Below are 26019 nucleotides of genomic sequence, written 5' to 3'. Positions count from 1 at the left end.
GACTTGCCACGTACCGTGGCGGAGCTCTAGCGTGCGGACTGGCACAGAACGACCCCCGTCGGTGCAGCAACACCGGACAGGGGTCTGACCACTCAGATCGAGATAGGCGACCTCAATGGCTGTCACTCAGCTTAATGCTGCCCCCTGCGCCCCGCAGGTAGCCCCGCACCCCATGGCGAACCCCGGCTACGGCAAGCGTTCCGCGCCGGGCCAACGACCGCGCGAGGAGCGTGACTTCGCGCACCTGCCACCGCGGGAGGCCGCCATCGCGTCGTACGTCGACCGGCTCCCCGACGGCGCCGACATCTCCGTGAAGACCCTCGCCAAAGTCCTCCCGTACGGGCAGTGCGCCGTGCGCACCGCACTCAACAGGCTCCAGGCAGCCGGTCATCTGCGCCGGGGCAGCGAGTGCGTCGCCACCGACGAGGTCATGCTCTGGGTGACGCGGACGTTCTTCTCCCGGACCGCGCGCGACGACGACTGGTGGGCGGCGTTCATCCGGGGCGACGCCCCGCGCGAGGCCCCGCAGCCGCCCACCCGTTCGCGGGCGTCGTCCTGCTGGCCGCCCTGGGCCGCACGGCACCGGCGCTGAGCCTCTCGGCGGCGGAGTGCGCCGCCCTGGAACCGCAGGCCGCAGAGTGGTTCGCGCGGGGCGCCACGGAGGCGGAGCTGCTGCACGCCCTGACCCAGGGGCTACCGGCACCGGTCCACCACGCGCCCTCGCTGATCCGCAGGCGGCTGGCCGACAAGCTGCCGCCCCACCGGCCGCTACCGGAGCGCCGGGCGGTACTGCTGGCTCTGGAGTGCGGTGAGTGCCGTGCGCCGGGCAGCCCCGAAGCACTGACGGGCGGGCTGTGCGCGGAATGCCGGGGCGATGCCTCCCCCACGCCCGGGGGCCCGCCCGGCGCCGTACCCACCGATGGGGTGCGGGACCGTATCGCACAGGTCAGAGCAGGCCTGGTCCCCCGGACCGAGAGGACCGTCCGGGCGCGGAGGACGACTCCCACCGCCTGAACACCCCCTACTCGCCAGTACTCACTGTTCGGGTGCGCACAGGAGGCCGGGCCCGCGGTCCGGTGCCTATATTCGGCGGGTGGCCACCGCTCCTGACTTGGATCAGCTCATGGTCTCGGCCGCCGAGGGCGACCGGGAGGCCTTCGCCGGGGTCTACGACGTCACCGCGGGCCCCGTCATGGGGCTGGTGCGCCGGGTCCTGCGTGATGCCGCCCAGTCGGAGGAGGTCACGCAGGAGGTGCTGCTGGAGGTGTGGCGCACGTCCGGGCGGTTCCGGCCCGACCGCGGCAGCGCGATGACGTGGATCATGACCCTGGCCCACCGCCGCGCCGTCGACCGGGTGCGCGCCGCGCAGGCGAGCCAGGACCGCGAGCAGCGGGCGGCCCGGCTCAGCGAGGACACCCCCTTCGACGAGGTGACCGAGCGGGTGGAGACCCGCATGGAGTGGCAGCAGGTACGCCGCTGCGTGCGCGGGCTCACCGACATCCAGCGCGAGGCCGTCGTCCTCGCCTACTACGGGGGCCACACCTACAAGGAGATCGCCCAGTCCTTGTCCCTGCCGCTGGGCACCGTCAAGACCCGCCTGCGGGACGGTCTCCTCCGGCTCCGCCGCTGCCTGGGAGGGAACGCGTGATCGCCACGGACCCGCACGAGTCCTCGGGCGCCTACGTCCTGCACGCACTGCCCGAGGAGGAGCGCCGGGCCTTCGAGGCACACCTCGCGGAGTGCGGGGAGTGCCGGCGGGAAGTGGCCGAACTGCGGGACACCACGGCGCTGCTGGGACGGATGACGGCCGAGCACCCTCCGCAGTCCCTGCGGGACCAGGTCCTGCGCAAGGTGGCCGACACCCCGCAGGAGCCCCGTCCGCGTACGACCGCGAAGGCACCCGGGCGGCGTGGAGCGGCCCGGTCACTGCGCCTGGCCCTCGCCGCTTCGGTGGCCGTCGCCCTCGTCTGCCTCGGCCTCGCCGGATGGCAGCACCGGGAGGCGTCGGACGCCGAGGAGCACGCGGACCGGGCCGAGGCGAGCGCCGCGCATCTGACGCGGGTGCTCACCGCACCGGACGCCCGCCTGGACACGGGGGAACTGCCCGACGGCGCCGCGGCGTCCGTCACCTACTCCCGCGTCGAGAACTCGGCCGCCCTCGCCGTCTCCGGACTCCCCCGGCTCCCCTCGGACCGGACGTACGAAGCCTGGTTCATGGAGGACGGGAACCCCGTCCCGGCCGGGCTGCTCAGTGCCGATCCGGGAAGCCGCCTGACCTGGCTGGACGGGACGTTGGACGACGCCTCGGCCGTGGCCCTGACCGTCGAGCCCGCCGGGGGCTCCCGGAAGCCCACGACCGTCCCGCTGGGCGCGGTCCACCTGTCCTCCTGACCGCCGGACAGCGGAACTGCGGGACAGCGGACTCTTTCTTCGTTCTGACCCAAACCCCGGGCCCGGTGGCTCCGAATCCCTTGTGTAAAGCCGCTCACACCATCGGTACCTTCCTCGGGACAGCGCCATGACCACCATGACCGCACCACCGCCCCCCTCCGCCGTCACGGCGGGCACCCTCTCGGTCCCTCTGCCGTCCGGGCCGCAGGCCCCCTCGCAGGCTCGCCGCGCGGCAGTCGGCTTCCTCCGCCGGTCATGGCCCTCGCTCGCGCAGGACCGCTGCGACGACTTCCTGCTGATCGTCTCCGAGCTGGTCACGAACGCCGTCCGGCACGCACCCGGGCCCAGCACCCTGACGCTGACGACCACGGCAGGTGTCCTGGACATCGCCGTGACCGACTGCTCGTGCGTGCGGCCGGCCCCGCGGACACCGGACCTGAGCGACGGGACCGGGGGCATGGGCCTGCACATCGCCGAGGACCTGGGCGCCCGGGTCTTCACCGAGGCGCTGTCGGACGGGAAGTGCGTGCACGCGGCCTTCGGTACGGCGTGATCGACAGGCGCCCGCGCCCGGCCCCCCTTCACGGGGTGCCGGGCGCGGGCTCGTGCGACGTGTGCGCCGGGATCAGCCCGAGGCGCAGGCCCTGCCGTTCAGCTTGAAGGACCCCGGGTCGGGCGCCGGACCGGTGGCCGAGAGGTTGAAGCCGAAGTCGACCGACTTCCCCGGTGCCAGGGTCCGGTTCCACGACAGCGGCTTCGCACTGACCGTGCGCCCGGCCTGGTCGAACTCCGCACTCCAGGTGTGGCTCAGCCGCTGGTCACCGGAGAGCAGCCAGGTGAGCGACCACGGCGAGACCGGCTGCGAGCCGGTGTTCTCGACGCGGACCGTCACGGTCGAGCCGCTGTTCCACGGGTGTGAGGAGTACACGACCCGGCAGCTGCGGGCCGGGGCCGCCGTCCCGCCCTCGCCCGCGTCGTCGAGGTAGGAGGCGATGAAGGCCAGCGGCGCGTTCCAGTTGACGGTGATCTCGTTCGTCGACCAGGAACCGATGTCGTCGATGTAGCACATCGCCGGGGCGCAGCCCGTCAGCTTCTCCGCCGCCACCGGATCACCGGAGGCGATCGCGGTGAGGTTGGGGCCGCCCGCGATCGAACCGCGCGCCGGGTTGGGCAGCGAGGGGTCGTTCTGGTGGGCCCAGAAGCGGTGGTGCTGGTTGTGGGAGTTCCGCTCGCCGTAGCCGGTGACGTACGACTGGTTGAGCGGGTTGCGGCCGAGCAGGTAGTCGGCGCCCCGGAGCACGGCGTCCTGGTAGGCGGCCTTGCCCGTCAGGTCGTGGGCGGTGGCGAGGACGACCATGTTGTTGAGCACGGCGCTGTTGGAGCCCCAGACGTAGTCCTCGCCGGCGGGGGCGTACGGCACCCCGTACGCCTGCTCGCGGGACTGCGCCGCGTAGCGGTCGGCGCCCGCGGTCACCATGGCGCGCACCTCGGCCAGCTGGCCGGACGTCAGGGCGCTGGGCACGGTGGCCAGGGTGAGGGCACCCAGACCGGCGGTGGAGCCCCAGGAGATGCCGCCGTTGGCGGAGAAGACCGCGTCGACGTCACCGTGCAGGTCGGAGGAGAGGACCGCCTGGCGGTAGGTGTCCTTGCCGGTCGTGGTGAACAGCTCGGCGGCCGCCCAGTAGAACTCGTCCCGGACGTCACTGTCGCTGTACGCGCCGCCGCCGGTGCCGTCGTTCGGGTCGGCGAGCACGTCCGGGTGCGACTTCGCCGCGGCCCAGGCGGTCTCCGCCGCCTTCAGGCAACGGGCGGCGAAGGTCTTGTCGAAGGGCTCGTAGAGCCGGGCGCACTGCGCAGCCGTCGCGGCGAGATTCAGCGTGGCGGCCGTGGACGGCGGGTGCAACTCACGCTGTTGCGGGTCCAGATGGGGCTTCATCGGGAGCCCGGTCCATGCGGCGTCGTGCATCTTGTGGTGCGCCATTCCCGCCAGCGGCTCCCCGGCCGGGACCTGCATCTTGATCAGGAAGTCCATCTCCCAGCGCGCCTCGTCCAGGATGTCCGGCACCCCGTTGTCGCGCTCGGGCACCCGCAGCTCGCCGTCGCCGAGCTGCGCCGACTCCGCGTCCGGGGCGGTCAGGGTGCGCTCGTACGTGGACATCAGCTGGGCGACCGAGATGCCGCCGTTGACGACGTACTTGCCGTGGTCGCCCGCGTCGTACCACCCGCCGGAGACGTCCAGCCGGTAGTCGCAGACCCCCGGCTGACAGGGGACGTCCGTGTCGCCCTTGTTGGGTGCCACCCCGGCGTGGCCGGCCGGGCGCGCGTACTCCTCGCCGACGAGATCCGCCTCGATCGGGGTGCCGCTGCGGTTGTGGTAGAAGTACGCCAGCGCGTCGGAGCGCAGCCCGTCGTACAGGTCGCCGCGGATGGAGAACGGCTCGCTGACCTCGCCGTCGACCTCCACGGTGTAGCCGTCGCCCGCCGTGGTGAGACCACTGAAGTCGAAGGTGTGGACCCGCTGGCGGGAGGTCGGGTCCTCGCCCTGCGGCTCGGTCGTGCCGGTCGCCGCCGTCGAGCCGTCCTCGCTCTTCACCGTCCAGGTCAGCGGCGCGTCGGCGTCGGTGACCACGGTGCCGCTCTTGGGCCCGCCGGGCAGATAGCCGACCTGGTTGACGCGGACCGGGGAACCGGTGTCGGGGACGTACACCGGCGGTTCGGCGCCTCCGCGCAGGGACACGTCGTCCAGGCAGAACGTCGTCGCCCGCTCACCGCCGCCGATCTGCAGCTGCACCGAGGCGGCCGGCTGGTCCACCGAGGCGGTGAACGTCCGGGAGACCTCGGTGACCTCCGTGCCCACCGGATCGGCGGTGGAGAGCACCGTGGTGTACGGCTCGGTCGCCTGCTGGACGCGGGTCTGCACGGTCAGGGGCACGGCCGAACTGGCCGTGTACGACAGCTCGTAGCTCTCGCCCGCGACGATCGGGACGTCGTTCTGGCCGATGATGACGTCCCAGGCGTTCGACGTGCCCGCGGGCACCTCGGCGCACAGCCTGCCGTCCGAGACCGCCGGGGACAGGTTCGCCGTCGCCCACCAGGGGGCGACACCGGCGGAGAAGTCGCCGTTGGTGATCTGCTCGGGGCCGGGCGCGGCGTCGTCGGCCGCCAGGGCCGTGCCGGGAACCGCCAGCGCGGCCGCGCACAGCAAGGCGGCTGCTGACATCGCTGATACGCGTCGCCCGTGCCGGGGACGCGACCGCGTGGGCCGTGCGGGGAGTGGTGAGGCAGTCACCGGGAAGGCCTTTCGTCGGCGGAGGCGGGGGATACGGAGAAGACGGCTGCGGGGATCACGGACAGAGGGAGCGCGGACGATGGGAGCGCTCCCATCAGATTGTGGGGGCGGAGCGCGCGTTCCGCCAGGGTCATGACAGAGATTCCAGGGGCCGGTGGTACGGGCACGCACGGGTCCGTGCGTGCCGGGCCGGCCGGGGGCGCACCCCGGCCGGCCCGGTCCCCTATGCGAACGGGATCTTCACGACCGCCGCGTCCGTGCCCGTCTGCACCTGGGACGTGCCGTTGCCCAGCGCGTTCCAGATCTCCAGACGGACCGTTCCGCCCCTGAGGTCGCCCAGGCTGCCGGTCACCGCCGCGGTGCCCACCGCCTGGGTGTACTCCTCCCACCCCGTGACCGGGTCGGTCGCGAAGTAGCGGTAGGTCTCGGTCCGGTCGAAGGTGCCGTCACCGGTGAGGTCGTAACTGACTCTGACCTGCGGGGCCAGCCCGACCTTCGTCCCCGCGTCGACCCGCAGACGGAACGCCGTGGACGCACCCGCCGCGAGCGTCCCGTCGACCTTCCTGACCTCGTAGACCGTCGGCCTGTACGGCGTGCCGTCCCGGTTGACGCCGTCGGCCGAGGCCAGCGTGTCGACACCCGCCGCGCCGTCCGTGGCGGTCGTCAGCGTGCCGCCGGACTTCAGCCGGAAGGTGTTGCCGGTGGACGGGCCCGGCTCCTCGGGATCCGGGTCCGGGTCGCCGCCGCCGGTGCCCGTGCCGGTGGCCGCGGAGCGGGCCGGGACGGAGAGGGTCTTGCCGTCGGAGAAGGTGACGGTGCGGGCGGTGGAGTCGTAGTTGTGGGCGGCGTAGGTGCGGACGCCGTTCTTGGTGAAGACGGCGGACGTCGGAATGCTCCCGCTGACCGTCAGGTCGGGCGCGCCCAGGCTGTCGAGCGTGGTGATCCAGTGGTAGGTGTGCGCCTTGGACTCGCCCTGCTCCGGGGTGTAACCCCCGTTGCCCGCGTCCCACTTGGCCTTGGCAGCCGCAGGATCGGCCAGCGACTCGAACTCCCAGAGGATGTCCCGCCACTCGACGGCCGGCCCGCCGTTCTCCCGCTGCATCTCGGCGATGTTCCGCTTGACGGCCGCCTTCTCGCGCGCCAGGTGCAGGGAACCGCCGGTGACGGGGAGGACGTTGATGCCGTGGATCTCCTCCGGGTTCGCGGTCCACCAGGTGGAGTACGCGCCGCCGCTCCCCCACACCATGCCGACCGTGTCGTGCCCGAAGGACCCCGGGAAGACCTGCTGGTCGGCGTCGAACCAGTACTGCGCGATGGCCTCCGACTCGGTGGTCAGCAGGTAGCTGCCGAGGTCACGCAGGCCGGTGTCGCCCGTCGCCGCACCCCACAGGACGAGTCCCGCGCTGAGGTTGATCGACTCCGACGAGGACTCCTGGTTGTTGCCCGCCGCGAAGCCCTGGTGCCCGGAGGCCCAGCTGTGCCCCGCGTACACGTCGAAGCCGCGCAGGAACGGGTACGCGGAGTCCGTGCGGCTCGGGTTGGCGGTGTCCCGCACCAGGGTCTTGACCATGGTGCCCCAGGCGGAGTCGGCCGCCCACGCCTGGTCGTACTGGGCGACGATCGCCGCCGCGTAGACGTAGTAGCTGTAGTGGAAGTGGTGGTCGTTGAGCTCGGTGTCGCTGCCGTACGAGGCCGGGTACCCGGTCAGCGTCTTCCAGCTCTTGTCGTAGCTGAACTCTGACGCGCCGCCCGCCGTGAACCACTCCTGGAGACGGCCCTTCATCAGCCCCAGGAGCTTGTCCCGGATGCCCGTCTGGCCGATCTGGTCGGCCACGGGCACCAGTTGGGCGAGACGGCCGAGCGCCTTGCCGGTCCAGTAGGTGTCGGCCGCCCCGGAGAACGGGTCGGAGGCGTTCGCCACCTCGTTCAGATAACCGGTCAGCCGCGCCTTGTCGACCCCGCCGGACGCGGGCAGGGCGGGCAGCACGCCCTGGTTCTTCTGGCTGGTGGTGAAGGAGGCGGACTCCCGCACCTTCATGGTGCCGCGCGGGGAGACGTACGTGTACGGGGTCAGCGCGTCGGAGGTGTGCAGCCACTGGTGGCGGTACAGCGCCTGGAGCGTGCCGCGTTCGGTGCCCTCCTTGGCCTCCGTGGTCAGACTGTAGGTCGCCTTGACCGTGCCGCCGGTGGACTCCCAGGCCACCTTGGAGCCGGTGACGAAGCTGAAGGCGTACTTCCGGTAGGTCGCCAGCGCGTCCGTGGACGGCAGCACGGCGAGCGAGAAGTAGTCCTTGCCGCCGAGCCCGGCGGTGATCGCCGTACCGGAGACGTTCCAGTCGCTGCCGGTCGGAGCGAAGAGGGCGTAGTGGTGGCCGGCGACCGTGACGCCGAGGACGTTGCCGTTGTCCGCGAAGACGGTGGGGGTGCCGGCCGTGGTGATGCGGGCGTCCCCGCCGGAGCCCTTGGCGTACACGAAGGGCATGCCGTGGCCGATGGTCGTGCGCAGGGTGCGGCTGCCGTCCGACCAGTAGGGGGTGACCGTCCAGTCGGACCAGTCGTCGGCCTTGGTGTCCGGGGAGTTCAGCCCGCTCAGGCCGACGGTGAGGTCCGCCTTGTGCGCGTACTCGTACTGGCGGCCCTCTCCGACGATCGAGGGAGTGGTCGGGTAGCCGACCTCCAGTCCGCCGGAGGTCGCCTGATAGGTCAGCGGGTGCCCGTACATCGGGGTGGAGTACGGGTTGTCGCCGTAGCGCTGGTAGGCGAGTGAGGACCACCAGTCGTTGGTCGGGACCGGCCGGTCCTTGGCCGCCGCCGTGAGCTTGGGCGTGACCGGGGCTCCGGTGTTGGTGGTGGGCCCGGAGGTACCGGCGGGGCGGCTGTCGGTGTAGCTGCCGGCACCCGCGGGGACGGTGGCGGCCGCCGCCGGGGACGCGGCAGGGCCCAGGCCCACGGCGGCCAGAGCGATGGCCAGCACCGCTGCGGCTGCGGGTCTGGAGAGGGAGGCTTGCATGGGGCAGCACCTCGTCAGGGGGGATGGAGAGCTTTTGAGAGCGCTCTCAGGTGCCAAGGAACGTAAAACTTTTGAAACTCCGGGTCAATAGAGCTGACACATACGGGAGTTGGGAGTAACGCATCGTTGCCATGCATTCGAGTCTTGACGAGACCCGGGCCCCGGGAAGCGGCTCCGGGCACACAGGGTGGCCACGCGACGGAAGGGCCGGTACGGCGCGTCCCCCGCGCCGTACCGGCCCTTCATCCGTGCCGGACGTCCGGCGCCGTCACCACGCTCCCGGCGCAGGCGGCACGACCACCGGCGGCCGGTCGTCACAGGTGATCGTGTTCGGCAGCAGCCACGGCGCCAGCCAGTCCCCCGTCGTGCCACCGCCGTCGTTGCCGCCGCGATCGACCAGGGTGAACTCCGAACCGGCGGGGGTGAAGTGGAAGGACCCGCAGTTGTTGACCCCCACGGCCCCCACGTTGCGCGCGTCGACGTTCTCGAAGGTCGCCGAACCCTCCGCACGCGCGCTCACCACGGACGTGCCCGTGCCGTCCACCTTGATGTCCTTGAAGTGCACGCCCTGGATCTTGTACGTGTCCTTCACCGGCCAGTCGGTGACCAGCATGATCGCGTTGTAGGTGTTGTCGAGGAAGTTGTTCCCCGTCACGCGTATGTCGGCGTCGATGTCCCGGTCCAGGGCGAAGAACCAGATGGCTCCCAGCCCGATGTTCCAGTTCAGCTCGTACGTCCCCGCCCGGACCGTCGTGTTGTCGGTGAGGTCGAGCCGCCCCCGGAACGCCTCCGCGCCGAAGCGGGCGCCGACGTGCAGGGCGCTCCCCTCACGCACGGGATCGGCGACGAGGTTGCCGGACACGGTGTTGTCCGTGCCTCCGTAGACCGCGATGCCGTTGGCGAGGACCGGACTCTGCACGGTGTTGCGGGTGAAGGTGTTGCCCGTGTCGGCCCTCTTCTCGGACCACATCGCGAGGCCGTCGTCACCGGAGTTGCGGACGAAGGTGTGCGCGACCTCCGACCCCGTCACCCCGCCGTGGAAGTTGATGGCGTCGGCGATCTGGTCGACGATGACGTTGTCCGTGATCCGCAGGTTCGACATCGGGCCGTCGAACCACATGCCGACCTTCGTGTGGCGGATGTGCAGGCCCTCGATCGACGAGTCGCTCAACGCCCCGCCGATGCCGTTCACCTGGTCGGTGTCGATGCGCTCCCGGACGTCCCCCTCGATGGCGAAGCCGGACAGGTGGACGTCGTGGCTGCCGCCGTCGGCCGCCTCCTTGCCGTAGAAGCCGACCCCCGTGTGGACCGAGCCGTCGGCGGCCGGGGTGTCGAGCGTGACCTGGCGGCCCTTGAACGTCGTGTACCAGCTGCCGGCACCCCTGATCGTGACGTCGTCGACGACGATGTGCCGGTCGACCCGGTAGGTGCCCGGCGGGACGTACACCGGCAGGTTCTTGCGCTTGGCGAAGGCGATCGCCTGGTCCAGGGCGCCCGCGGAATCCCGGCGCCCCGACGGGTCGGCCCCGAAGAGCAGGGCGTTCGCCGCCCGGAGCTCGACGTGCGGCAGACCCACGAGCTCCGAGTCGAGCACGTCGACGACCGTCCACGCGGCACGGCTCCCGGCGGGGACGGTCAGGCGCACGGTGTCACCCGCCCGGTACCTCTTGCCCAGCAGCAGGCGCTGCTCGTCGTAGAAGTGGCTCGGCCGGAAGGGCTTGGAGATCACCGGGGCGGGCGTCGTCGCGTTCGGGACGCACGAGCACTCGGTGATCCACCAGCCGGGCTGGAGCAGATCGGCGCCGGGGTCGTTGGTGAACGGGTACTGGTTGTAGAGCCAGGAGTACTGCGAGGTCAGCGTCATCGTCGAGCGCTTCGTGCCGTTGACCGAGACGTCGAGCGGTGCGGTGATGCCGCCGCCTCCGGGCGCGTCCGGGATGCTGTAGCGCACGGTGATCGCGTTCGCGGCCGCCGGCAGGGTGAACTCGACGTGCTCGCCGGGCACCAGACGGACCGCCTTACGGCCGGACGCCTCGGCGGGGAGGGTGTAGGCGGTGCGGTCGGGGCCTATGACCGTGCCGTTCGTCGCGGCGTTCTCCGCCTCCTGCTCGACGAAGGGGACGTCGGCGCCCCGCCCCGCCACCAGGGCGGGGTCGAGGCCCGCACGCGTCACCACCGGCGCGGACGGCTTCCCCTCCGCGCCCTGGGCCACAGGAGCGCCGGTCAGCGCCCCCAGTCCGACAACGGCGGCCGTCAGCGCGGCGACCGTGATGTGACGTGACATCGCATGCCCGTTTCTCTCGGAAGGTGAGGCGACGTTAGGGCGCGCGGAATCACCACCACAAGAGGTGTGCGAGAGGTTTTCCGTCTGTTGCCGATTAGATGCAGCAAACCGTCATTCTTTTGCGCGGAGACCGCATGCGGGGAACGGCCGATTCCACCGGCTGACGGACCGGGCCGCAGCCCGACGGGGCCCGGGGCGGCAGTCCGACGGACCTGGGGCGGCGGGACGGCGGGCGCCCGCCGGGGCGGCGAGCATGCGGCGGGGCGGCCGACGTCCAGGCGGAACGGCCGACGCCCACGCGGGACGGCCGGACGGCCGACGTCCGGGCGGAACGGCGCGTCAGAGCACCGCGAGTCGGTCCACCAGCAGGTCCACCCTCCGCCCCGTCTCCTCCGGAGGCAGCCGCCCCGCTCGGGTCAGGGTGGCGATGCCGTGCAGGGACGCCCAGAACACCTCGGTGAACAGTCCCGGGTGGACGCCGTCGCCGGCGACCTCACCCAGGCACTCCAGCAGAGCGGCGAAGGCGTCCTTGAGGGGTTCCGGGGTGTCCTCCTGCGCGTACGCCAGACCGCCGTCGAGCTGGAACAGGGCGTCGTAGACCGCCGGGTTGTGTGCGGCGAAGTCGAGGTAGCCGTGAGCCAGGGCGGCGACCCGGGCGCGCGGACCGTCCGCGGCGGCGGTCGCGGCGCGCAGCGCCACTGCCAGCTCGGCCGCACCGTCGAGGGCGACGGCGCCGATGATCTCGCGCTTGCCGCGGAAGTGGCTGTAGAGGACGGGCTGGCTGTACTCGATGCTCTCGGCGAGCCGGCGGGTGGTGACCGCGTCCCAGCCGTGCTGCTCCGCGAGCTGACGGGCCGTCGCCACGATGAGGCGCTCACGGGCCGCTCGCTCGCGCTCCTTGCGTTCCTTTACCGACATGACTCGATCCTAGCACCGCTAGACATTCAAGCGTCGGTAGCGCTAGCGTCGACTCAACAGCTAGCAACGCTAGATATCTGGAGGGGTCGCCATGCTCAGCGCACTCGAAGTCATCACCACCGTGGTCGTCGGCGTGATGGTGGGGGTGGAGTTCTCCGTCGCCTTCGTCATGAACCGGATCTTCGACGCGCTCCCCGAGGACAGCGGCCAGCTCGGCCGCGCCCACGGGGGCCGGATGCTGGGCGCCGTCATGCCGTTCTGGTACTTCGGCTCGGTCGCCCTCGCCGCGGCCTGGGCGGTCGCCGGGCGCCACCACGCGGGCACCGGCCTCGTCGTCGTCGCCGCCGGACTGCTCGTCCTCACCGTCCTCATGTCGGTCCTGCTGCTCGTCCCGATCAACAACCGGAGCAAGACGTGGACCCCCGAGAACCGGCCCGAGGACTGGAAGGAGCAGATGAACCGCTGGGAGCGCTGGCACTACGTCCGCGTCGCCGTCCTCATCGGCGCCTTCACCCTGCTGGTCACCGCCCTCGCCTGACGCACGAGCCGCCGGGATCCCCGGCAGGACCCTCAAGGAGAAGGAACATGACACAGAAGAAGATCAACACCGCTCTCAGCGCCGCTTTCGTCCTCTTCATCCTCTGGTTCGGGACGGAGTTCGTCCTGAGCCCGGAGGCGACGGCGCAGGGCTTCGGCCTGCCGGACCCGCCGTCCGGCGACGGTGGCGGCTTCCTGATCGTGAAGGGAATCCGGGACATCGTCCTGGCCCTGGTCCTGGGCGTGCTGCTGGTGACGGGCCACCGCCGGGCACTGGGCTGGGCGCTGCTGGTGGAAGCCCTGGCCGCATACGGCGACATGGCCACCGTGCTGGCCCACCAGGGCTCCGCGGCCGTCGCGTTCGGCATCCACGGCCTGACCGCGACTCTGATGGTGGCCAACGGCCTGATGATCAGGCGCGAGACCCGCAAGGCACCGGCCTCTCCGGCCCCGTCCGCCCTCCAGTCCGCCTGACGCCGCCTCGGCTTACGCCGCCCACGCCGGCTCAGGCACCCACGGTCCCGTCGACGCCCTCCCGCAGGAAGTCCGCGTGGCCGTTGTGGCGGCCGTACTCCAGCAGCACGTGCACCATGACCATGCGCAGCGACACCTCGTGTCCCCACCGGGGCTGGAGCCCGGTGAGGTCGAGGGACGCGGCCTGCTCCTCCAGGCGGCGCGAGTGCTCCACCTCCGCCTCCCAGGCGCCGAACGCCTCGGACCGGGTCGACGTACGCGCGTCGTACGCGGCCTGGAAGTCGATGCGGTCGGACCAGACCATCGGGGCCTCGTTGTCGTCGAAGACCCGCCGGAACCAGGCCCGTTCCACCTCCGCCATGTGCCGCACCAGACCGAGCAGCGACAGCGTCGAGGGCGGCATCGACCGCTGACGGAGCTGCTCGTCGTCGAGACCCTCGCACTTCATGGCGAGGGTGGCCCGGTGGTAGTCGAGGAAGGCCCGCAGGGTCTCTCGCTCGTCACCCGCGGTGGGCGGTGCCGTACGGCGGTCGGTGGTCATGGTGGCGCTCCTTCGGGACATGGCCGGGGCGTGGCCGGGACGTCCAGTGTCCGCTCACCCCGGTGCGGGCGGAGGGAGCACCCCCCGGACGACCGGAGCTGCGCACCCTGCTCTACGCTCCTGCCGGCACGGACCGCCCGCGCCCGTGTCTCGCGCAAGGTCCCGAGGTGCCGTATGTCGCGTTCCCGTCGGTCATCGCTGGTGCTCGTCCCACTCGTGTTCGCTCTCGCGGGCTGCGGGAGGCTCTTCCCCCCACCGGTGCCCGAAGGCGAGCCGCTCGAACTGTCCATGCCCCAGGCCGCCGTGACATGGACCGACAAGTGGGGCGGCACACTGGAGCTCGAACCGGACGGAACGTACACCGCCGACCGCGCCTGCGGCGGCGACGGCCGGGAGTCGGGATCAGGAACCTGGGACCGGGGCCGGCCGAGCGGGGTGGACGAAGCGGACGGGAACGAGATCTCCGTGGAATACGAAAGCGATGCCACCACCTACGAGGCCCTGCGCAACGGCCGGACGCTCAAGCTCTGGTCGTACGTCGGCGACCCTGACAACGGCGATCTCTGCATCCTGACCGCGCCCGCGTGGTGAGACGCCCGCAGCGCGCACGACGCCGGCCCCCGGGAACGAATCCCGGGGGCCGGCGTCGCACGGATACTGCGGGTACTGCCTGGAGCTGCTGATCCGAGGATCAGAAGTCCATGTCACCGCCCGGCATGCCGCCCGGAGCGGCCGCGGAGGCCTTCTCCGGCTTGTCGGCGATGACGGCCTCGGTGGTGAGGAAGAGCGCGGCGATGGACGCGGCGTTCTGCAGGGCGGAGCGCGTGACCTTCGCCGGGTCGATGATGCCCTCGGCGATCATGTCGACGTACTCGCCGGTCGCGGCGTTGAGGCCGTGACCGATCGGCAGGTTGCGCACCTTCTCGACGATGACGCCGCCCTCGAGACCACCGTTGACGGCGATCTGCTTGAGCGGGGCCTCCAGCGCGAGCTTCACGGCGTTGGCGCCCGTGGCCTCGTCACCGGTCAGGTCGAGCTTCTCGAAGACGGCCGAGGCCTGGAGCAGAGCCACGCCACCACCGGCGACGATGCCCTCCTCGACGGCGGCCTTGGCGTTGCGCACCGCGTCCTCGATGCGGTGCTTGCGCTCCTTGAGCTCCACCTCGGTGGCGGCGCCGGCCTTGATGACGGCCACGCCGCCGGCCAGCTTCGCGAGGCGCTCCTGGAGCTTCTCGCGGTCGTAGTCCGAGTCGGAGTTCTCGATCTCGGCGCGGATCTGCTTGACGCGACCCTGGACCTGGTCGCTGTCGCCGCCGCCGTCGACGATCGTCGTCTCGTCCTTGGTGATGACGACCTTGCGGGCGGTGCCGAGCAGGTCCAGGCCGGCGTTCTCCAGCTTGAGACCGACCTCCTCGGAGATGACGGTGCCACCGGTGAGGATGGCGATGTCGCCGAGCATGGCCTTGCGGCGGTCACCGAAGCCCGGGGCCTTGACGGCGACGGACTTGAAGGTGCCACGGATCTTGTTGACGACCAGCGTCGACAGAGCCTCGCCCTCGACGTCCTCCGCGATGATCAGCAGGGGCTTGCCCGACTGCATGACCTTCTCGAGCAGCGGAAGGAGGTCCTTCACGTTGCTGATCTTGGAGTTGACGATCAGGATGTACGGGTCGTCGAACGACGACTCCATGCGCTCCATGTCGGTGGCGAAGTACGCCGAGATGTAGCCCTTGTCGAAGCGCATACCCTCGGTGAGCTCGAGCTCCAGACCGAAGGTCTGGGACTCCTCGACGGTGATGACGCCTTCCTTGCCGACCTTGTCCATCGCCTCGGCGATCTTGGCGCCGATCTCGGTGTCGGCGGCGGAGATGGAGGCCGTCGAAGCGATCTGCTCCTTGGTCTCCACGTCCTTCGCCTGCTCCAGCAGAGCGGCGGAGACGGCCTCGACGGCCTTCTCGATGCCACGCTTGAGAGCCATCGGGTTGGCACCCGCGGCGACGTTGCGCAGGCCCTCGCGGACGAGCGCCTGGGCGAGAACGGTGGCGGTGGTCGTACCGTCGCCGGCGACGTCGTCCGTCTTCTTGGCGACCTCCTTGACCAGCTCCGCACCGATCTTCTCGTACGGGTCCTCGAGCTCGATCTCCTTGGCGATGGAAACACCATCGTTGGTGATCGTGGGCGCGCCCCACTTCTTCTCGAGGACGACGTTACGGCCCTTGGGGCCGAGGGTGACCTTGACGGCGTCGGCGAGCTGGTTCATCCCGCGCTCGAGACCGCGCCGTGCCTCCTCGTCGAACGCGATGATCTTGGCCATGTGAAGTGGTCCTCCCGGACAGGGGTGGATTTCTCCGGACCGAGAGGCGCCCGCGACGGACGGCCAGCGTGCTCAGTGGTTCCTTGCCCCACTGGGCCTGCGGGCCTCACCGGCCCGGTCCAAGTTTCTGTCACTCTCACCTGGAGAGTGCTAACGCCAATGATTAGCACTCGACCCCTGCGAGTGCAAGCGTCCCCCTCGGGATGTGGACAACCGGGAGGGCTGCGGGTGGGGCGCGGGCACCCGCTCCGACATGCGTACGAGCGGCGGACCCGACAGAGACGCACGCGGGGCCCGTACCTCTCATGGAGGTACGGGCCCCGCGTGCGTGAGTAGTGTCGTTGGCCGACCGCGCCGAACTCAGCCGACGGCGAGCTTGACCATGTCCGCCTGCGGCCCCTTCTGGCCCTGCGAGATCTCGAATTCAACTCGCTGACCCTCTTCGAGGGTGCGGTACCCGTCCATCTGGATCGCGCTGTAGTGGACGAAAACATCCGCACCACCGTCGACCGCGATGAAGCCGTACCCCTTCTCCGCGTTGAACCACTTGACGGTGCCCTGAGCCATGCCTAACTCCCCTATTACTGGCCCTTGCACGAGCACCGCACTTCGCGGGCCCGGGTCAGAACTCACCCTCCGACAGGAGAGGGTGGCGTGCGCCGGAACGCGTCGACCGCGGCCGAATGTATCTGCCCAACTGCCCTCTGCAACAGGTCAATCGGACGAGAATTCTGGGCGCACGCGACCACACGGATAGGCGGAATTCATGGGATTCCAGGGCAAGTCGGGCCTGACAAAGGCCACTTATGCCTCAAGGGGTTCACGTACTTTGGCTGCTTCTTGTCGCGGCCAGGCGCATTCTCATATGCGGGCGGCGCGGGCAGCTGCGGGGACTTCCCCAACTGTACCGCGCTCAACCATGCAGAATGCCCCCCTCCGCTTCTCTCGCGGAGGGGGGCATTCTGCTCACTCTGTGGAATCGGGCGGCCGAGCCGGCCCGTGTCGCGCCTGCGGCGGTCAGCCTCCGGCGACGGCCGGGATGATGGAGACGCCGGCGCCGTCCGGGGTGGCGGCGTCCAGGCCGCCCTCGAAGCGCACGTCGTCGTCGTTGACGTACACGTTGACGAAGCGGCGCAGCTTGCCCTGGTCGTCGAGGACGCGGGCGCCGATGCCCGGGTGGTTCTGCTCCAGGGACGCGATGACCTCGGAGAGGACCGCGCCCTCCGCCGAGACCTCGGCCTGACCGTCCGTGTAGGTGCGGAGGATGGTGGGGATACGGACCTTGACGCTCATGTGGGTGCCTTCCTTCGGTCTCGGGTGGTCAGTTGGCGGCGGCGAGGCCCGCGTCGCGGAACGCGTCCAGGCTGGGCCGGATCGTCGCAGACAGGCCGGTCGTGGGGGCGACCGCGTCGAGCGTCTTGAGGCCGTCGCCGGTGTTCAGGACGACGGTGGTCAGGGACGGGTCGAGCAGGCCGGCGTCGATCAGCTTCTTCGTCACGCCGACCGTCACCCCGCCCGCGGTCTCCGCGAAGATGCCCTCGGTGCGGGCCAGCAGCTTGATCGCGTCGACGACCTGCTCGTCGTCGACGTCCTCGACGGCACCGCCGGTGCGCCGGGCGATGTCCAGGACGTACGGGCCGTCGGCCGGGTTGCCGATCGCCAGGGACTTGGCGATGGTGTTCGGCTTCTGGGGGCGCACGACGTCGTGACCGGCCTTGAAGGCGGTGGAGACCGGGGAGCAGCCCTCGGCCTGGGCGCCGAAGATCTTGTACGGCTTGTCCTCGACGAGGCCGAGCTTGATCAGCTCCTGCAGGCCCTTGTCGATCTTCGTGAGCTGCGAGCCGGACGCGATCGGGATGACGAGCTGGTCGGGCAGCTCCCAGCCGAGCTGCTCGCAGATCTCGTACGCCAGGGTCTTGGAGCCCTCGCCGTAGTACGGCCGCAGGTTGACGTTGACGAAGCCCCAGCCCTCGCCGAGCGGGTCGCCGATGAGCTCCGAGCAGAAGCGGTTGACGTCGTCGTAATTGCCCTCGATGCCGACCAGCTCACCGCCGTACACCGCGGCCATGACGACCTTGCCCTGCTCCAGGTCGTGCGGGATGAACACGCAGGAGCGGAAGCCGGCGCGGGCGGCGGCGGCACCCACGGCACCGGCGAGGTTGCCGGTGGAGGAGCAGGAGAGCGTGGTGAATCCGAAGGCGCGGGCGGCCTCGACGGCGATGGCGACGACACGGTCCTTGAAGGAGTGCGTCGGGTTCCCGGAGTCGTCCTTGACGTACAGGCCACCGGTCACGCCCAGCTCGCGGGCGAGGTTGTCGGCCTTGACCAGCTTCGTGAAGCCGGGGTTGATGTTGGGCTTGTCCGCGACGTCGGCGGGGACCGGCAGCAGCGGCGCGTAGCGCCAGATGTTGTTCGGACCCTCGGCGATGCGCTTCTTCAGCTCTTCGGGGGAGCCGCTCGGCAGGTCGTACGCCACTTCGAGCGGCCCGAAACAGGACGCACAGGCGAAAATGGGACCGAGCTCGAAACGCTCGCCGCATTCGCGGCAGGAAAGCGCCGCGGCGGGACCGAGGTCCACGGCGGAAGAATTGGTGTTCGCTGCAACTGTCTGCACGGCCATGATGGCGGAGGCCCTTTCTCCTCATCTTCCTTGCGACGTATTTCGCCACAAGACGGAATTGGCACCTTCCCCACCGTGACCTCGCGGTCGGCAGGAGGGTTGCCGGGACTTCAACGGGCCGTTCCCTCAGTCCCTCTGGATGAGCGCTGTGGCACCGGACCATGGATCCGGGCGTTTATTCGCCGACCGACCCCGACATGCGAGGGTCATCCGCGTTGTTCAAGACTGTAACCGAAGCACCGGACGGTTGAGATAGTCGTCCGAACCGCGAGATGGATCACATACAGGGAGTATCGACCGTGCTGGAAGAGGTGGAACGCTGGCTGACCAGGCGTTCCTGGTCGGCTGCCGACCGCCCGCTGGACCGCCTGACGGCCGCGCGGGCGAGGGATCCGCACCGTGCGCGGGTGAGCGTCGTCCTGCCCGCGCTCAACGAGGAGGCGACGGTCGGCGCGATCGTCGCGGAGATCCGGCGCGAGCTGATGGAGAAGGTCCTGCTCGTCGACGAACTGGTGGTGATCGACTCCGGATCCACCGACGCCACCGCCGAGGAGGCCCGCCGGGCGGGCGCCCGGGTCGTCCACCGGGACGCGATACTCCCCCGCATCCCCGCCCTGCCCGGCAAGGGCGAGGTCCTGTGGCGCTCGCTGCTGGTGACCAGCGGCGAGATCGTCTGCTTCGTCGACGCGGACCTCGAGGACTTCTCCGCGGACTTCGTCTCCGGGATCGTCGGACCGCTGCTGACCGACCCCTCGGTGCACTTCGTCAAGGCCATGTACGACCGGCCGCTCGACGGAGTGGCAGGCCAGGGCGGCCGGGTGACCGAGCTGGTGGCCCGCCCGCTGCTCAACCTGCACTGGCCGCCGCTGGCCGGCTTCGTACAGCCGCTGGGCGGCGAGTACGCGGTGCGGCGCTCCCTGCTGGAGCAGCTCCCCTTCCCCGTCGGTTACGGGGTGGAGCTCGGCCTGCTCGTCGACGCGCTGCACACGGTCGGCCTGGACGCGCTGGCCCAGGTCGACGTCGGCGTACGCAAGCACCGCCACCAGGACGGCCAGGCCCTCGGCCGGATGGCGGCGGCGATCTACCGCACGGCACAGCAGCGGCTGTCCCGCGGACCGCTCGTACGGCCCGAGCTCGTGCAGTTCGAGCGGGGGCCCGGCGGTTTCGTCCCGCGCACCCACGCGGTGGACACCGAGGAGCGGCCGCCGATGCGGGACATCGCCGAGTACGCGTCCCGCGACGCGGCGTGACGCCCCGCCTCCCGCCCGGCTCCACCCCCGCTTCACGTTTGGCGGCTTCCCGAACGGGCTAGGTTCGGGTACATGGTCTCCGAGCACGCTGCCCAGGTCCTCGTCGCGTCCAACCGCGGCCCGGTGTCGTACGCACGGCGGGAGGACGGCACGCTCGACTCGAAGCGGGGCGGCGGCGGGCTCGTCTCCGGCCTCAGCGCCGTCGACGACAAGCTGTGGGTGTGCGCCGCGCTCAGCGACGGCGACCGTGAGGCGGTCCGGCGCGGGGTGTCCGAGCCCGGCGTCCGGATGCTCGACATCGACGCCGGGGTCCACGCCGACGCGTACAACGGCATCGCGAACTCGGTGCTCTGGTTCGTGCACCACATGATCTACCAGACGCCGGTGGAGCCCGTCTTCGACGCGGAGTTCCGCCGGCAGTGGGCCTCCTACGAGACCTACAACCGGGCCTTCGCCGAGGCGCTCGCCGAGGAGGCCGCCGAGGGCGCCGCCGTCCTCGTGCAGGACTACCACCTCTCCCTGGTCCCCGGCATACTGCGCGAGCTCCGCCCCGACCTGCGCATCGGGCACTTCTCACACACCCCCTGGGCGCCCGTCGACTACTTCCGGCTGCTGCCCGACGACATCGGCGAGCAGCTGCTCAAGGGCATCCTGGGCGCCGACCGCGCCGCGTTCCTGACCCGCCGCTGGGCGGACGCCTTCATCGGCTGCTGCACGGAGATCTTCGGCGGCACCGGCCACACGCGGATCGGGGTGCACGGCCTGGGCGCCGACGCGGACTTCCTGCGCCGCCGCTCCCGCGAGGACGACGTGGACGAGCGCATGGAGATCCTCCGGGACCAGGTCGGCGCGGACCGTCGCACGATCGTGCGGGTGGACCGCACCGAGCTCTCCAAGAACATCGTCCGCGGCCTGCACGCCTACCGGGCCCTCCTGGAGGAGCGCCCCGAGTGGCGCGAGCGGGTGGTCCACGTGGCCTTCGCCTACCCCTCGCGGCAGGACCTCGCGGTCTACCGCGACTACACGGCCGAGGTCCAGCGGGTCGCCGACGGCATCAACGCGGAGTACGGCACGGAGGGCTGGACCCCGGTCCTGCTCCACGTCGACGACGACTTCGCCCGCTCCCTGGCGGCGTACCGGCTGGCGGACGTGGCGCTGGTCAACCCGATCCGCGACGGCATGAACCTCGTCGCCAAGGAGGTCCCGGTCGTCTCCGACCACGGCTGCGCGCTGGTGCTCTCCCGGGAGGCGGGCGCCTACGAGGAGCTGGGCGAGGACGCGATCGTGGTCAACCCGTACGACGTGTCGGCCACGGCGGCGGCGCTGCACGAGGCACTGACCATGGACGCCGACGAGCGGGGAGCCCGCACGAAGCGCCTGGCCGCCGCCGCGACGGCGCTCCCGCCCCAGCAGTGGTTCCTGGACCAGCTGGACGCGCTGCGGGGTTAGGGCCGCGCAGGTGCGGCCTGCTGGGCGAGAGCCGCGAGCAGGTCCGCCACCGCTGCCGGACCCGGCAGCACCAGGTCGGCGCGCTCGGTCAGTTCGGGGACCTCGGTGCCGCTGCAGACCAGCAGGCCGGCGACGCCCTCGGTGCGGAGCTTGGCGACGGCGGCGTACGCGGCGAGGTCGCCGAGGTCGTCGCCGGCGTACAGCACGGTCTCGGCGCCGACCGCCTTCACGTACTCCTCCAGCGCCACGCCCTTGTCCATGCCCGGCGGTCGCAACTCCAGGACCAGGCGGCCCGGTTCGACGATCAGGCCGTGGCGCGCGGCCAGTCCGGCGAGCGGGGTGCGCAGGGCCTCGAAGACGGCCTGGGGGTCGGCGGCGCGGCGGGTGTGGACGGCGACCGCCCGGCCGCCCTTCTCCTCGATCCAGGTGCCGTCGTCGGCGCCGGCCTCCGCCAGGACGGCGGGGAGCTCCGCCCGCACGGCCTCGACCCCGGGGTCCGGGTCCGGGGCGCGGACGGTGGCGGTGGCGGCGTCCCAGCGTTCGGCGCCGTAGTGCCCGAGGACGACGAGGTGGTCCAGGCCGGGTGCTCCGGCGAAGCCCCCGTACCGGACGGCGGTGCCGGCCGGGCGGCCGGTGATCACGGCGACGGCGGCGACCCGGGGCGCGAGCGCGGAGAGGGCCGGGACCACGCGGGGGTGGGCGCGGGACCGCTCCGGGTCCGGGACGATGTCGGCCAGCGTGCCGTCGAAGTCCAGTGCGACCACCGCGCGGTCGGGGCGGGCGAGGAGTGCGGCGAGGCCTTCGCGGCCGGCCTGGGTGGACGGGGTCGGGAGGGGGTGTGCCGGGTTGCCCATGCGGGTGAGCGTAGCGGGCGGGCCGCCCCGCCGCGCGGCTTCCCGCCCCGGGGCCCAGGCCCGCCACCACCCGGCTTCCGTTCCCGGGGAGCCGGCCGCGGACACGGCCTCAGCGGCGGCCGCGCCTCGCCTCGCGGACCCGGCGCAGGCGGTTGACCGTGACCGGGTCCTCCTCCAGCGCGCGGCGGTCGTCCAGGAGCGCGTTGAGCAGCTGGTAGTAGCGGACCGGTGAGATGCCCAGCTCCTCCCGGATCGCCCGCTCCTTGGCACCGGGGCCCGCCCAGGAGCGCCGCTCCAGGGCCAGGACCGCACGGGCCTGGCCGGAGAGCGGGGCGGCGGGGTCAGCGGGGTCGGGAGCGCCGGCGGTCATGCCGACCAACCTACCTATTCCGCGCTCTCCGCCTGCCGGGCCATGGCCGCGATCTCCACGAGCACGCTCTCCGGGTTGGCGCCGGGCTCGACCGCGGAGCCGATCTTCTCCTTGACCGTCTCGCTGACCTGCGCCCACGACGTCTTGCCGAAGGGGGGCAGCTGCGAGTTCGGCAGCGCCGACAGGAACGCGTGGAGCGACTTGTGCTTGCTGTCGGCCTCCATCGCGGCGGAGGCGCTGCTGGTGACGGGGAGCAGGTCGTACTGGTCGGCGAAGGCCATCACGTTGTCGTCGTCGTAGGCGAAGTCGAGGAACTTGCCGATCTGCGTCCGGTGGCCGTTCTGCTTGAAGCCCATCATCCAGTCGGCCACGCCCATGGAGCCCTTGGTCGGCCCCTCGATCCCGGGCAGCGGGACCATGCCCACGTCGACGCCCTTCTTCTCGGCCTCCTGCATGAGCGTCGGGTGGCCGTTGAGCATGCCCACCTCGCCCTTGGTGAAGGCGTCGAAGGCCTTCGCCCGGTCGAGCTTCCCGGGGGCGACGGGGCCGGTGAGGCCCTTGCCGACGAGGTTGTCCGTCAGCCAGCGGAAGGTCGCGATGTTGGCCGGGGAGTCGATGTCGTAGTTGCCGACCTCGTCCGTGTAGCCGCCGCCCCCGCTGAGCAGCCACATCAGGGTCTCGGCCTGGGACTCCTCCGGGCCGAGCGGCAGGGCGAAGGGGTACGTGACGCCGCGCTGCTTCAGCGCGGTGGCGTCCTCCTGGATGTCGTCCCAGGTCTGCGGGGCGCCGAGGCCCGCCTTGGCGAAGAGGCCCTTGTTGTAGAAGAGGAGCCGGGTGCTGGCCACGAACGGCAGGCCGTACAGATTGCCGTCGACCTGGCCCGCGTCGGTGAGGGAGGGAAGGAAGTTGGACCCGGTGCGGATGGCTATCATCTCGTCGGCCGTGTAGAGCTTGCCCGCCTCGGCGTAGTCGGCGTACGCCCCGATCTGCGCGATGTCGGGGGCGTTGCCGGCCTTCACCATCTCGGCGACCTTGCGGTCGACGTCCTTCCAGGAGTAGACGCTGACCTCGACCGTGATCCCGGGGTTGTCCTTCTCGAACTTCCCTGCGACGTCGTCCCAGTACTTCTGGGAGCTGTTCTCCGCACCGGTGCCGTAGTCGGCCGCGACCATGCGCAGGGTGACGTCGCCGGAACCGGTGTCCGAACCACACCCCGACAAGGCCGCCGTCATACCGAGTGCGGCCACCACCGCGGTCAGACCCACAAAGCGCCGCTGCACAGCCCTGTCCATCCCTACATTGTCCGACGTGGATGTCACCGCTCCGGCGATGAACCCGCGATCCTGCCTCACGTCCGCACGGAGGTCTACACCACCCGGTGTATCGATTCGGCAATCTAGCAGGACCGTTTTGTATGGGTGCTCAACAAACCTCGATAGTGGACTAGACCTTTTAGGGGTCGTCGGGCGAAACTGTCTCCCGTGAGACACGTCATCGCCCTCGATGTGGGCGGCACAGGAATGAAGGCCGCTCTGGTCGGGGCCGACGGCACCCTGCTCCACGAGGCGCGCCGGGCCACCGGCAGGGAACGCGGACCCGAGGCCGTCGTGGAGACGATCCTGGGCTTCGCCGCGGATCTGCACGCCTACGGCGAGGAGCACCTCGGCGAGGGCGCCGTGGCCGCCGGTGTCGCCGTGCCCGGCATCATCGACGCGGAACGCGGGATCGCCGTCTACGCCGCCAACCTGGGGTGGAGCGACGTGCCCCTGCGGAAGCTGCTCGGCGAGCGGCTCGGCGGCATCCCCGTCGCGCTCGGCCACGACGTCAGGACCGGCGGGCTCGCCGAGGGACGGATCGGGGCCGGCCGGGGCGCGGACCGCTTCCTCTTCGTGCCGCTGGGCACCGGGATCGCCGGCGCCATAGGCATCGGGGGCACCATCGAGGCCGGCGCCCACGGCTACGCGGGCGAGATCGGCCACGTCGTGGTGCGGCCCGACGGCCCCGAGTGCGGCTGCGGGCAGCGCGGCTGCCTGGAGACCCTCGCCTCGGCCTCCGCCGTCTCCCGGGCCTGGGCCGCCGCATCCGGCGACCCCGACGCGGACGCCGCGGACTGCGCGAAGGCCGTCGCCTCGGGCGATCCGGCCGCCCTGCGCGTCTGGGAGGACGCCGTCGACGCGCTCGCCGCCGGACTCGTCACCGCCCTCACTCTGCTGGACCCCCGCACGCTCATCATCGGTGGCGGTCTGGCCGAGGCAGGGGAAACCTTGTTCACACCACTGCGTGCGGCCGTCGAGGAACGGGTCACGTTCCAGAAGCTGCCTCACATCGTCCCGGCGGCCCTCGGGGACACCGCCGGATGCCTGGGCGCAGGGCTGCTCGCCTGGGATCTACTCTCCACGGAGGTATCCGCCTGATGGCCGGACGCGCAGACAGCACGGTTCTCGCAGGTGCCCGGGTGGTGCTTCCCACCGGGACCGTGGAGAACGGCCGGGTGATCGTCGAGGGCACCCGGATCGCCGGCAGCACGTCGGAGGACGCCCGGACCGTCGACCTCTCCGGCCACTGGGTGGTCCCGGGATTCGTGGACATCCACAACCACGGCGGCGGTGGCGCGTCCTTCGCCACCGGCACCGCCGAGGACGTCCTGGCCGGAGCACGGGCGCACCGCGAGCACGGCACGACGACCGTCGTCGCCTCCACCGTCACCGGCGAGATGGACTTCCTGGCCAGGCAGGCCGGACTCCTCTCCGAGCTGGTCGAACAGGGTGAGCTCGCCGGAATCCACTTCGAAGGCCCCTTCATCTCCCCGTGCCGCAAGGGCGCCCACAGCGAGGGCCTGCTCCGCGACCCCGACCCCTCCGAGGTCCGCAAGCTGCTCGACGCGGCGCGCGGCAGCGCCAGGATGGTCACCCTCGCCACCGAACTCCCGGGCGGCATCGAGTCCGTACGGCTGCTCGCCGAGCACGGCGTGATCGCCGCCGTCGGGCACACGGACGCGACGTACGAGCAGACCGTCGAGGCGATCGACGCGGGCGCCACCGTCGCCACGCACCTCTTCAACGCGATGCCCGCCCTCGGCCATCGCTCTCCGGGCCCGATCGCGGCGCTCCTGGAGGACGAACGCGTCACCGTCGAGCTGATCAACGACGGCACACACCTGCACCCCGCCGCGCTGGAGCTCGCCTACCACCGCGCGGGTGCCGACCGGGTCGCGCTGATCACCGACGCCATGGACGCGGCCGGTGCGGGCGACGGCCGCTACGAGCTCGGACCGCTCGCGGTCGAGGTCAAGGACGGCGTCGCGCGCCTGGTCGAGGGCGGCTCGATCGCCGGCTCCACCCTCACCCTGGACACCGCGTTCCGCAGGGCCGTGACGGTCGACAGGATCCCCGTCGACGACGTCGTACGGTCCATCTCCGCCAACCCGGCCCGGCTCCTCGGCCTGTACGACAGGGTCGGTTCGCTCGACCCGGGCAAGGACGCCGACCTGGTCGTCCTGGACGCGGACTTCGCGCTCAAGGGCGTCATGCGCCGGGGCGAGTGGATCGTGAAGCCCGCTGCCGTCCGACCGGTGGCGCGCGCGTGAACACGTAACGAAGAGACGGCGGTTGTCCCGGGCACCTGGGACGGCCGCCGCCTCTTTGGCATGATCACCGGGGACGGCGCCGCAGGGAGACGGCGCGGGAGCGGACTACGAAGGAACCGGGGGCCGGTACAG

Annotated in this window: 22 protein-coding genes, 1 pseudogene and 1 riboswitch; of the genes and pseudogenes, 11 read left to right on the top strand and 12 right to left on the bottom strand. The window is 71.2% G+C overall.

Annotation, left to right across the window (positions count from 1 at the left end; all coding sequences use genetic code 11):
• The first annotated feature begins 172 nt into the window (after positions 1–172).
• The 4 genes and pseudogenes from ACFC51_RS26235 to ACFC51_RS26220 all read left to right on the top strand — a co-directional run bounded on the left by ACFC51_RS26235 (position 173) and on the right by ACFC51_RS26220 (position 2944).
• Positions 173–1014: pseudogene (locus tag ACFC51_RS26235) on the top strand (hypothetical protein).
• A 79-nt stretch (positions 1015–1093) separates the two neighbouring features.
• A complete protein-coding gene (sigK, locus tag ACFC51_RS26230) occupies positions 1094–1648 on the top strand; it encodes an ECF RNA polymerase sigma factor SigK (RefSeq protein ID WP_376369331.1) in 555 nt (184 codons plus the stop codon).
• Complete coding sequence (locus ACFC51_RS26225) at positions 1645–2391, top strand: anti-sigma factor domain-containing protein (RefSeq protein WP_376369333.1); 747 nt, start codon at positions 1645–1647, stop codon at positions 2389–2391. The genes sigK and ACFC51_RS26225 overlap by 4 nt, the downstream gene beginning before the upstream one ends.
• Before the next feature lie 127 nt (positions 2392–2518).
• Complete coding sequence (locus ACFC51_RS26220; protein ID WP_376369335.1) at positions 2519–2944, top strand: ATP-binding protein; 426 nt, start codon at positions 2519–2521, stop codon at positions 2942–2944.
• Between the two features lie 72 nt (positions 2945–3016).
• On the opposite strand, the gene ACFC51_RS26215 is transcribed toward ACFC51_RS26220, so the two are convergent.
• The 4 genes from ACFC51_RS26215 to ACFC51_RS26200 all read right to left on the bottom strand — a co-directional run bounded on the left by ACFC51_RS26215 (position 3017) and on the right by ACFC51_RS26200 (position 11892).
• Positions 3017–5611, bottom strand: coding sequence for a glycoside hydrolase family 9 protein (locus ACFC51_RS26215; RefSeq protein ID WP_376531112.1), 2595 nt, complete (start codon positions 5609–5611; stop codon positions 3017–3019).
• A 292-nt stretch (positions 5612–5903) separates the two neighbouring features.
• Complete coding sequence (locus ACFC51_RS26210; protein WP_376531109.1) at positions 5904–8690, bottom strand: glycosyl hydrolase; 2787 nt, start codon at positions 8688–8690, stop codon at positions 5904–5906.
• 268 nt (positions 8691–8958) lie between these two features.
• Positions 8959–10974 carry a glycosyl hydrolase family 28-related protein gene (locus ACFC51_RS26205; protein WP_376531108.1) on the bottom strand — a complete coding sequence of 672 codons (2016 nt, stop codon included), beginning with the start codon at positions 10972–10974 and terminating at the stop codon, positions 8959–8961.
• Positions 10975–11313: 339 nt separating this feature from the next.
• Positions 11314–11892 carry a TetR/AcrR family transcriptional regulator gene (locus ACFC51_RS26200; RefSeq protein ID WP_376368850.1) on the bottom strand — a complete coding sequence of 193 codons (579 nt, stop codon included), beginning with the start codon at positions 11890–11892 and terminating at the stop codon, positions 11314–11316.
• Positions 11893–11983: 91 nt separating this feature from the next.
• Between ACFC51_RS26200 and ACFC51_RS26195 the strand changes: the two genes are divergently transcribed.
• Positions 11984–12430 (top strand): anthrone oxygenase family protein, encoded by a 447-nt coding sequence (locus ACFC51_RS26195; protein ID WP_376368849.1) that lies wholly within the window; start codon positions 11984–11986, stop codon positions 12428–12430.
• A 47-nt stretch (positions 12431–12477) separates the two neighbouring features.
• Entirely contained in the window at positions 12478–12903 is a 426-nt protein-coding gene (locus tag ACFC51_RS26190) for a DUF4267 domain-containing protein (RefSeq protein WP_376531106.1), read from the top strand.
• 31 nt (positions 12904–12934) lie between these two features.
• Here ACFC51_RS26190 and ACFC51_RS26185 read toward each other — a convergent pair whose 3' ends face one another.
• Positions 12935–13444 carry a DinB family protein gene (locus ACFC51_RS26185; RefSeq protein WP_376368847.1) on the bottom strand — a complete coding sequence of 170 codons (510 nt, stop codon included), beginning with the start codon at positions 13442–13444 and terminating at the stop codon, positions 12935–12937.
• Positions 13445–13618: 174 nt separating this feature from the next.
• On the opposite strand from ACFC51_RS26185, the gene ACFC51_RS26180 reads away from it, so the two are divergent.
• Entirely contained in the window at positions 13619–14035 is a 417-nt protein-coding gene (locus ACFC51_RS26180; RefSeq protein WP_376531104.1) for a hypothetical protein, read from the top strand.
• Positions 14036–14135: 100 nt separating this feature from the next.
• Here the strand turns inward: ACFC51_RS26180 and groL are convergent, their stop codons facing one another.
• From groL to thrC, 4 genes are all read right to left on the bottom strand, one after another.
• Positions 14136–15758 (bottom strand): chaperonin GroEL, encoded by a 1623-nt coding sequence (gene groL / locus ACFC51_RS26175; RefSeq protein ID WP_359465595.1) that lies wholly within the window; start codon positions 15756–15758, stop codon positions 14136–14138.
• Positions 15759–16118: 360 nt separating this feature from the next.
• On the bottom strand, positions 16119–16325 hold the full coding sequence (locus ACFC51_RS26170) for a cold-shock protein (protein WP_003967346.1): 207 nt from the start codon (positions 16323–16325) through the stop codon (positions 16119–16121).
• 450 nt (positions 16326–16775) lie between these two features.
• Positions 16776–17051 (bottom strand): MoaD/ThiS family protein, encoded by a 276-nt coding sequence (locus tag ACFC51_RS26165; RefSeq protein WP_376368846.1) that lies wholly within the window; start codon positions 17049–17051, stop codon positions 16776–16778.
• Between the two features lie 28 nt (positions 17052–17079).
• Positions 17080–18378, bottom strand: a complete 1299-nt coding sequence (gene thrC, locus ACFC51_RS26160) for a threonine synthase (protein WP_376368845.1) — start codon at positions 18376–18378, stop codon at positions 17080–17082.
• Positions 18379–18396: 18 nt separating this feature from the next.
• Positions 18397–18524: riboswitch (SAM riboswitch) on the bottom strand.
• 153 nt (positions 18525–18677) lie between these two features.
• Here thrC and ACFC51_RS26155 point away from each other — a divergent pair.
• Both ACFC51_RS26155 and ACFC51_RS26150 read left to right on the top strand, forming a co-directional pair.
• Positions 18678–19628 carry a glucosyl-3-phosphoglycerate synthase gene (locus ACFC51_RS26155; protein WP_376368859.1) on the top strand — a complete coding sequence of 317 codons (951 nt, stop codon included), beginning with the start codon at positions 18678–18680 and terminating at the stop codon, positions 19626–19628.
• 72 nt (positions 19629–19700) lie between these two features.
• Complete coding sequence (locus ACFC51_RS26150; protein WP_376368844.1) at positions 19701–21077, top strand: trehalose-6-phosphate synthase; 1377 nt, start codon at positions 19701–19703, stop codon at positions 21075–21077.
• Here ACFC51_RS26150 and otsB read toward each other — a convergent pair.
• From otsB to ACFC51_RS26135, 3 genes are all read right to left on the bottom strand, one after another.
• Complete coding sequence (otsB, locus tag ACFC51_RS26145) at positions 21074–21931, bottom strand: trehalose-phosphatase (RefSeq protein ID WP_376368843.1); 858 nt, start codon at positions 21929–21931, stop codon at positions 21074–21076. The two genes, ACFC51_RS26150 and otsB, sit on opposite strands and share 4 nt — an antisense overlap.
• A 109-nt stretch (positions 21932–22040) precedes the next feature.
• Positions 22041–22301 (bottom strand): DUF3263 domain-containing protein, encoded by a 261-nt coding sequence (locus ACFC51_RS26140; protein WP_376368842.1) that lies wholly within the window; start codon positions 22299–22301, stop codon positions 22041–22043.
• A 14-nt stretch (positions 22302–22315) separates the two neighbouring features.
• Complete coding sequence (locus ACFC51_RS26135; RefSeq protein WP_376531102.1) at positions 22316–23593, bottom strand: ABC transporter substrate-binding protein; 1278 nt, start codon at positions 23591–23593, stop codon at positions 22316–22318.
• Between the two features lie 228 nt (positions 23594–23821).
• On the opposite strand from ACFC51_RS26135, the gene ACFC51_RS26130 reads away from it, so the two are divergent.
• Positions 23822–24715 carry an ROK family protein gene (locus ACFC51_RS26130; RefSeq protein WP_376368858.1) on the top strand — a complete coding sequence of 298 codons (894 nt, stop codon included), beginning with the start codon at positions 23822–23824 and terminating at the stop codon, positions 24713–24715.
• A complete protein-coding gene (gene nagA / locus ACFC51_RS26125; RefSeq protein ID WP_376368840.1) occupies positions 24715–25887 on the top strand; it encodes an N-acetylglucosamine-6-phosphate deacetylase in 1173 nt (390 codons plus the stop codon). Before ACFC51_RS26130 ends, nagA begins: the two co-directional genes overlap by 1 nt.
• Positions 25888–26019 lie beyond the last annotated feature (132 nt).

Origin of the sequence: Streptomyces sp. NPDC055962, assembly GCF_042270185.1 — a bacterium.
Classification (GTDB): domain Bacteria; phylum Actinomycetota; class Actinomycetes; order Streptomycetales; family Streptomycetaceae; genus Streptomyces.
Note: the sequence above shows the minus strand (reverse complement) of the source record. Positions and strands in the feature narration are given on the sequence as shown.

Excerpts from the sequence above, each read along its gene's own strand:
- ACFC51_RS26220 (WP_376369335.1), top strand. The coding sequence starts at position 2,519 with ATGACCACCATGACCGCACCACCGCCCCCCTCCGCCGTCACGGCGGGC.
- ACFC51_RS26215 (WP_376531112.1), bottom strand. The coding sequence starts at position 5,611 with ATGTCAGCAGCCGCCTTGCTGTGCGCGGCCGCGCTGGCGGTTCCCGGC.
- ACFC51_RS26210 (WP_376531109.1), bottom strand. The coding sequence starts at position 8,690 with ATGCAAGCCTCCCTCTCCAGACCCGCAGCCGCAGCGGTGCTGGCCATC.
- ACFC51_RS26205 (WP_376531108.1), bottom strand. The coding sequence starts at position 10,974 with ATGTCACGTCACATCACGGTCGCCGCGCTGACGGCCGCCGTTGTCGGA.
- ACFC51_RS26200 (WP_376368850.1), bottom strand. The coding sequence starts at position 11,892 with ATGTCGGTAAAGGAACGCAAGGAGCGCGAGCGAGCGGCCCGTGAGCGC.
- ACFC51_RS26195 (WP_376368849.1), top strand. The coding sequence starts at position 11,984 with ATGCTCAGCGCACTCGAAGTCATCACCACCGTGGTCGTCGGCGTGATG.
- ACFC51_RS26190 (WP_376531106.1), top strand. The coding sequence starts at position 12,478 with ATGACACAGAAGAAGATCAACACCGCTCTCAGCGCCGCTTTCGTCCTC.
- ACFC51_RS26185 (WP_376368847.1), bottom strand. The coding sequence starts at position 13,444 with ATGACCACCGACCGCCGTACGGCACCGCCCACCGCGGGTGACGAGCGA.
- ACFC51_RS26180 (WP_376531104.1), top strand. The coding sequence starts at position 13,619 with ATGTCGCGTTCCCGTCGGTCATCGCTGGTGCTCGTCCCACTCGTGTTC.
- groL (WP_359465595.1), bottom strand. The coding sequence starts at position 15,758 with ATGGCCAAGATCATCGCGTTCGACGAGGAGGCACGGCGCGGTCTCGAG.
- ACFC51_RS26170 (WP_003967346.1), bottom strand. The coding sequence starts at position 16,325 with ATGGCTCAGGGCACCGTCAAGTGGTTCAACGCGGAGAAGGGGTACGGC.
- ACFC51_RS26165 (WP_376368846.1), bottom strand. The coding sequence starts at position 17,051 with ATGAGCGTCAAGGTCCGTATCCCCACCATCCTCCGCACCTACACGGAC.
- thrC (WP_376368845.1), bottom strand. The coding sequence starts at position 18,378 with ATGGCCGTGCAGACAGTTGCAGCGAACACCAATTCTTCCGCCGTGGAC.
- ACFC51_RS26150 (WP_376368844.1), top strand. The coding sequence starts at position 19,701 with ATGGTCTCCGAGCACGCTGCCCAGGTCCTCGTCGCGTCCAACCGCGGC.
- otsB (WP_376368843.1), bottom strand. The coding sequence starts at position 21,931 with ATGGGCAACCCGGCACACCCCCTCCCGACCCCGTCCACCCAGGCCGGC.
- ACFC51_RS26140 (WP_376368842.1), bottom strand. The coding sequence starts at position 22,301 with ATGACCGCCGGCGCTCCCGACCCCGCTGACCCCGCCGCCCCGCTCTCC.
- ACFC51_RS26135 (WP_376531102.1), bottom strand. The coding sequence starts at position 23,593 with ATGGACAGGGCTGTGCAGCGGCGCTTTGTGGGTCTGACCGCGGTGGTG.
- ACFC51_RS26130 (WP_376368858.1), top strand. The coding sequence starts at position 23,822 with ATGAAGGCCGCTCTGGTCGGGGCCGACGGCACCCTGCTCCACGAGGCG.
- nagA (WP_376368840.1), top strand. The coding sequence starts at position 24,715 with ATGGCCGGACGCGCAGACAGCACGGTTCTCGCAGGTGCCCGGGTGGTG.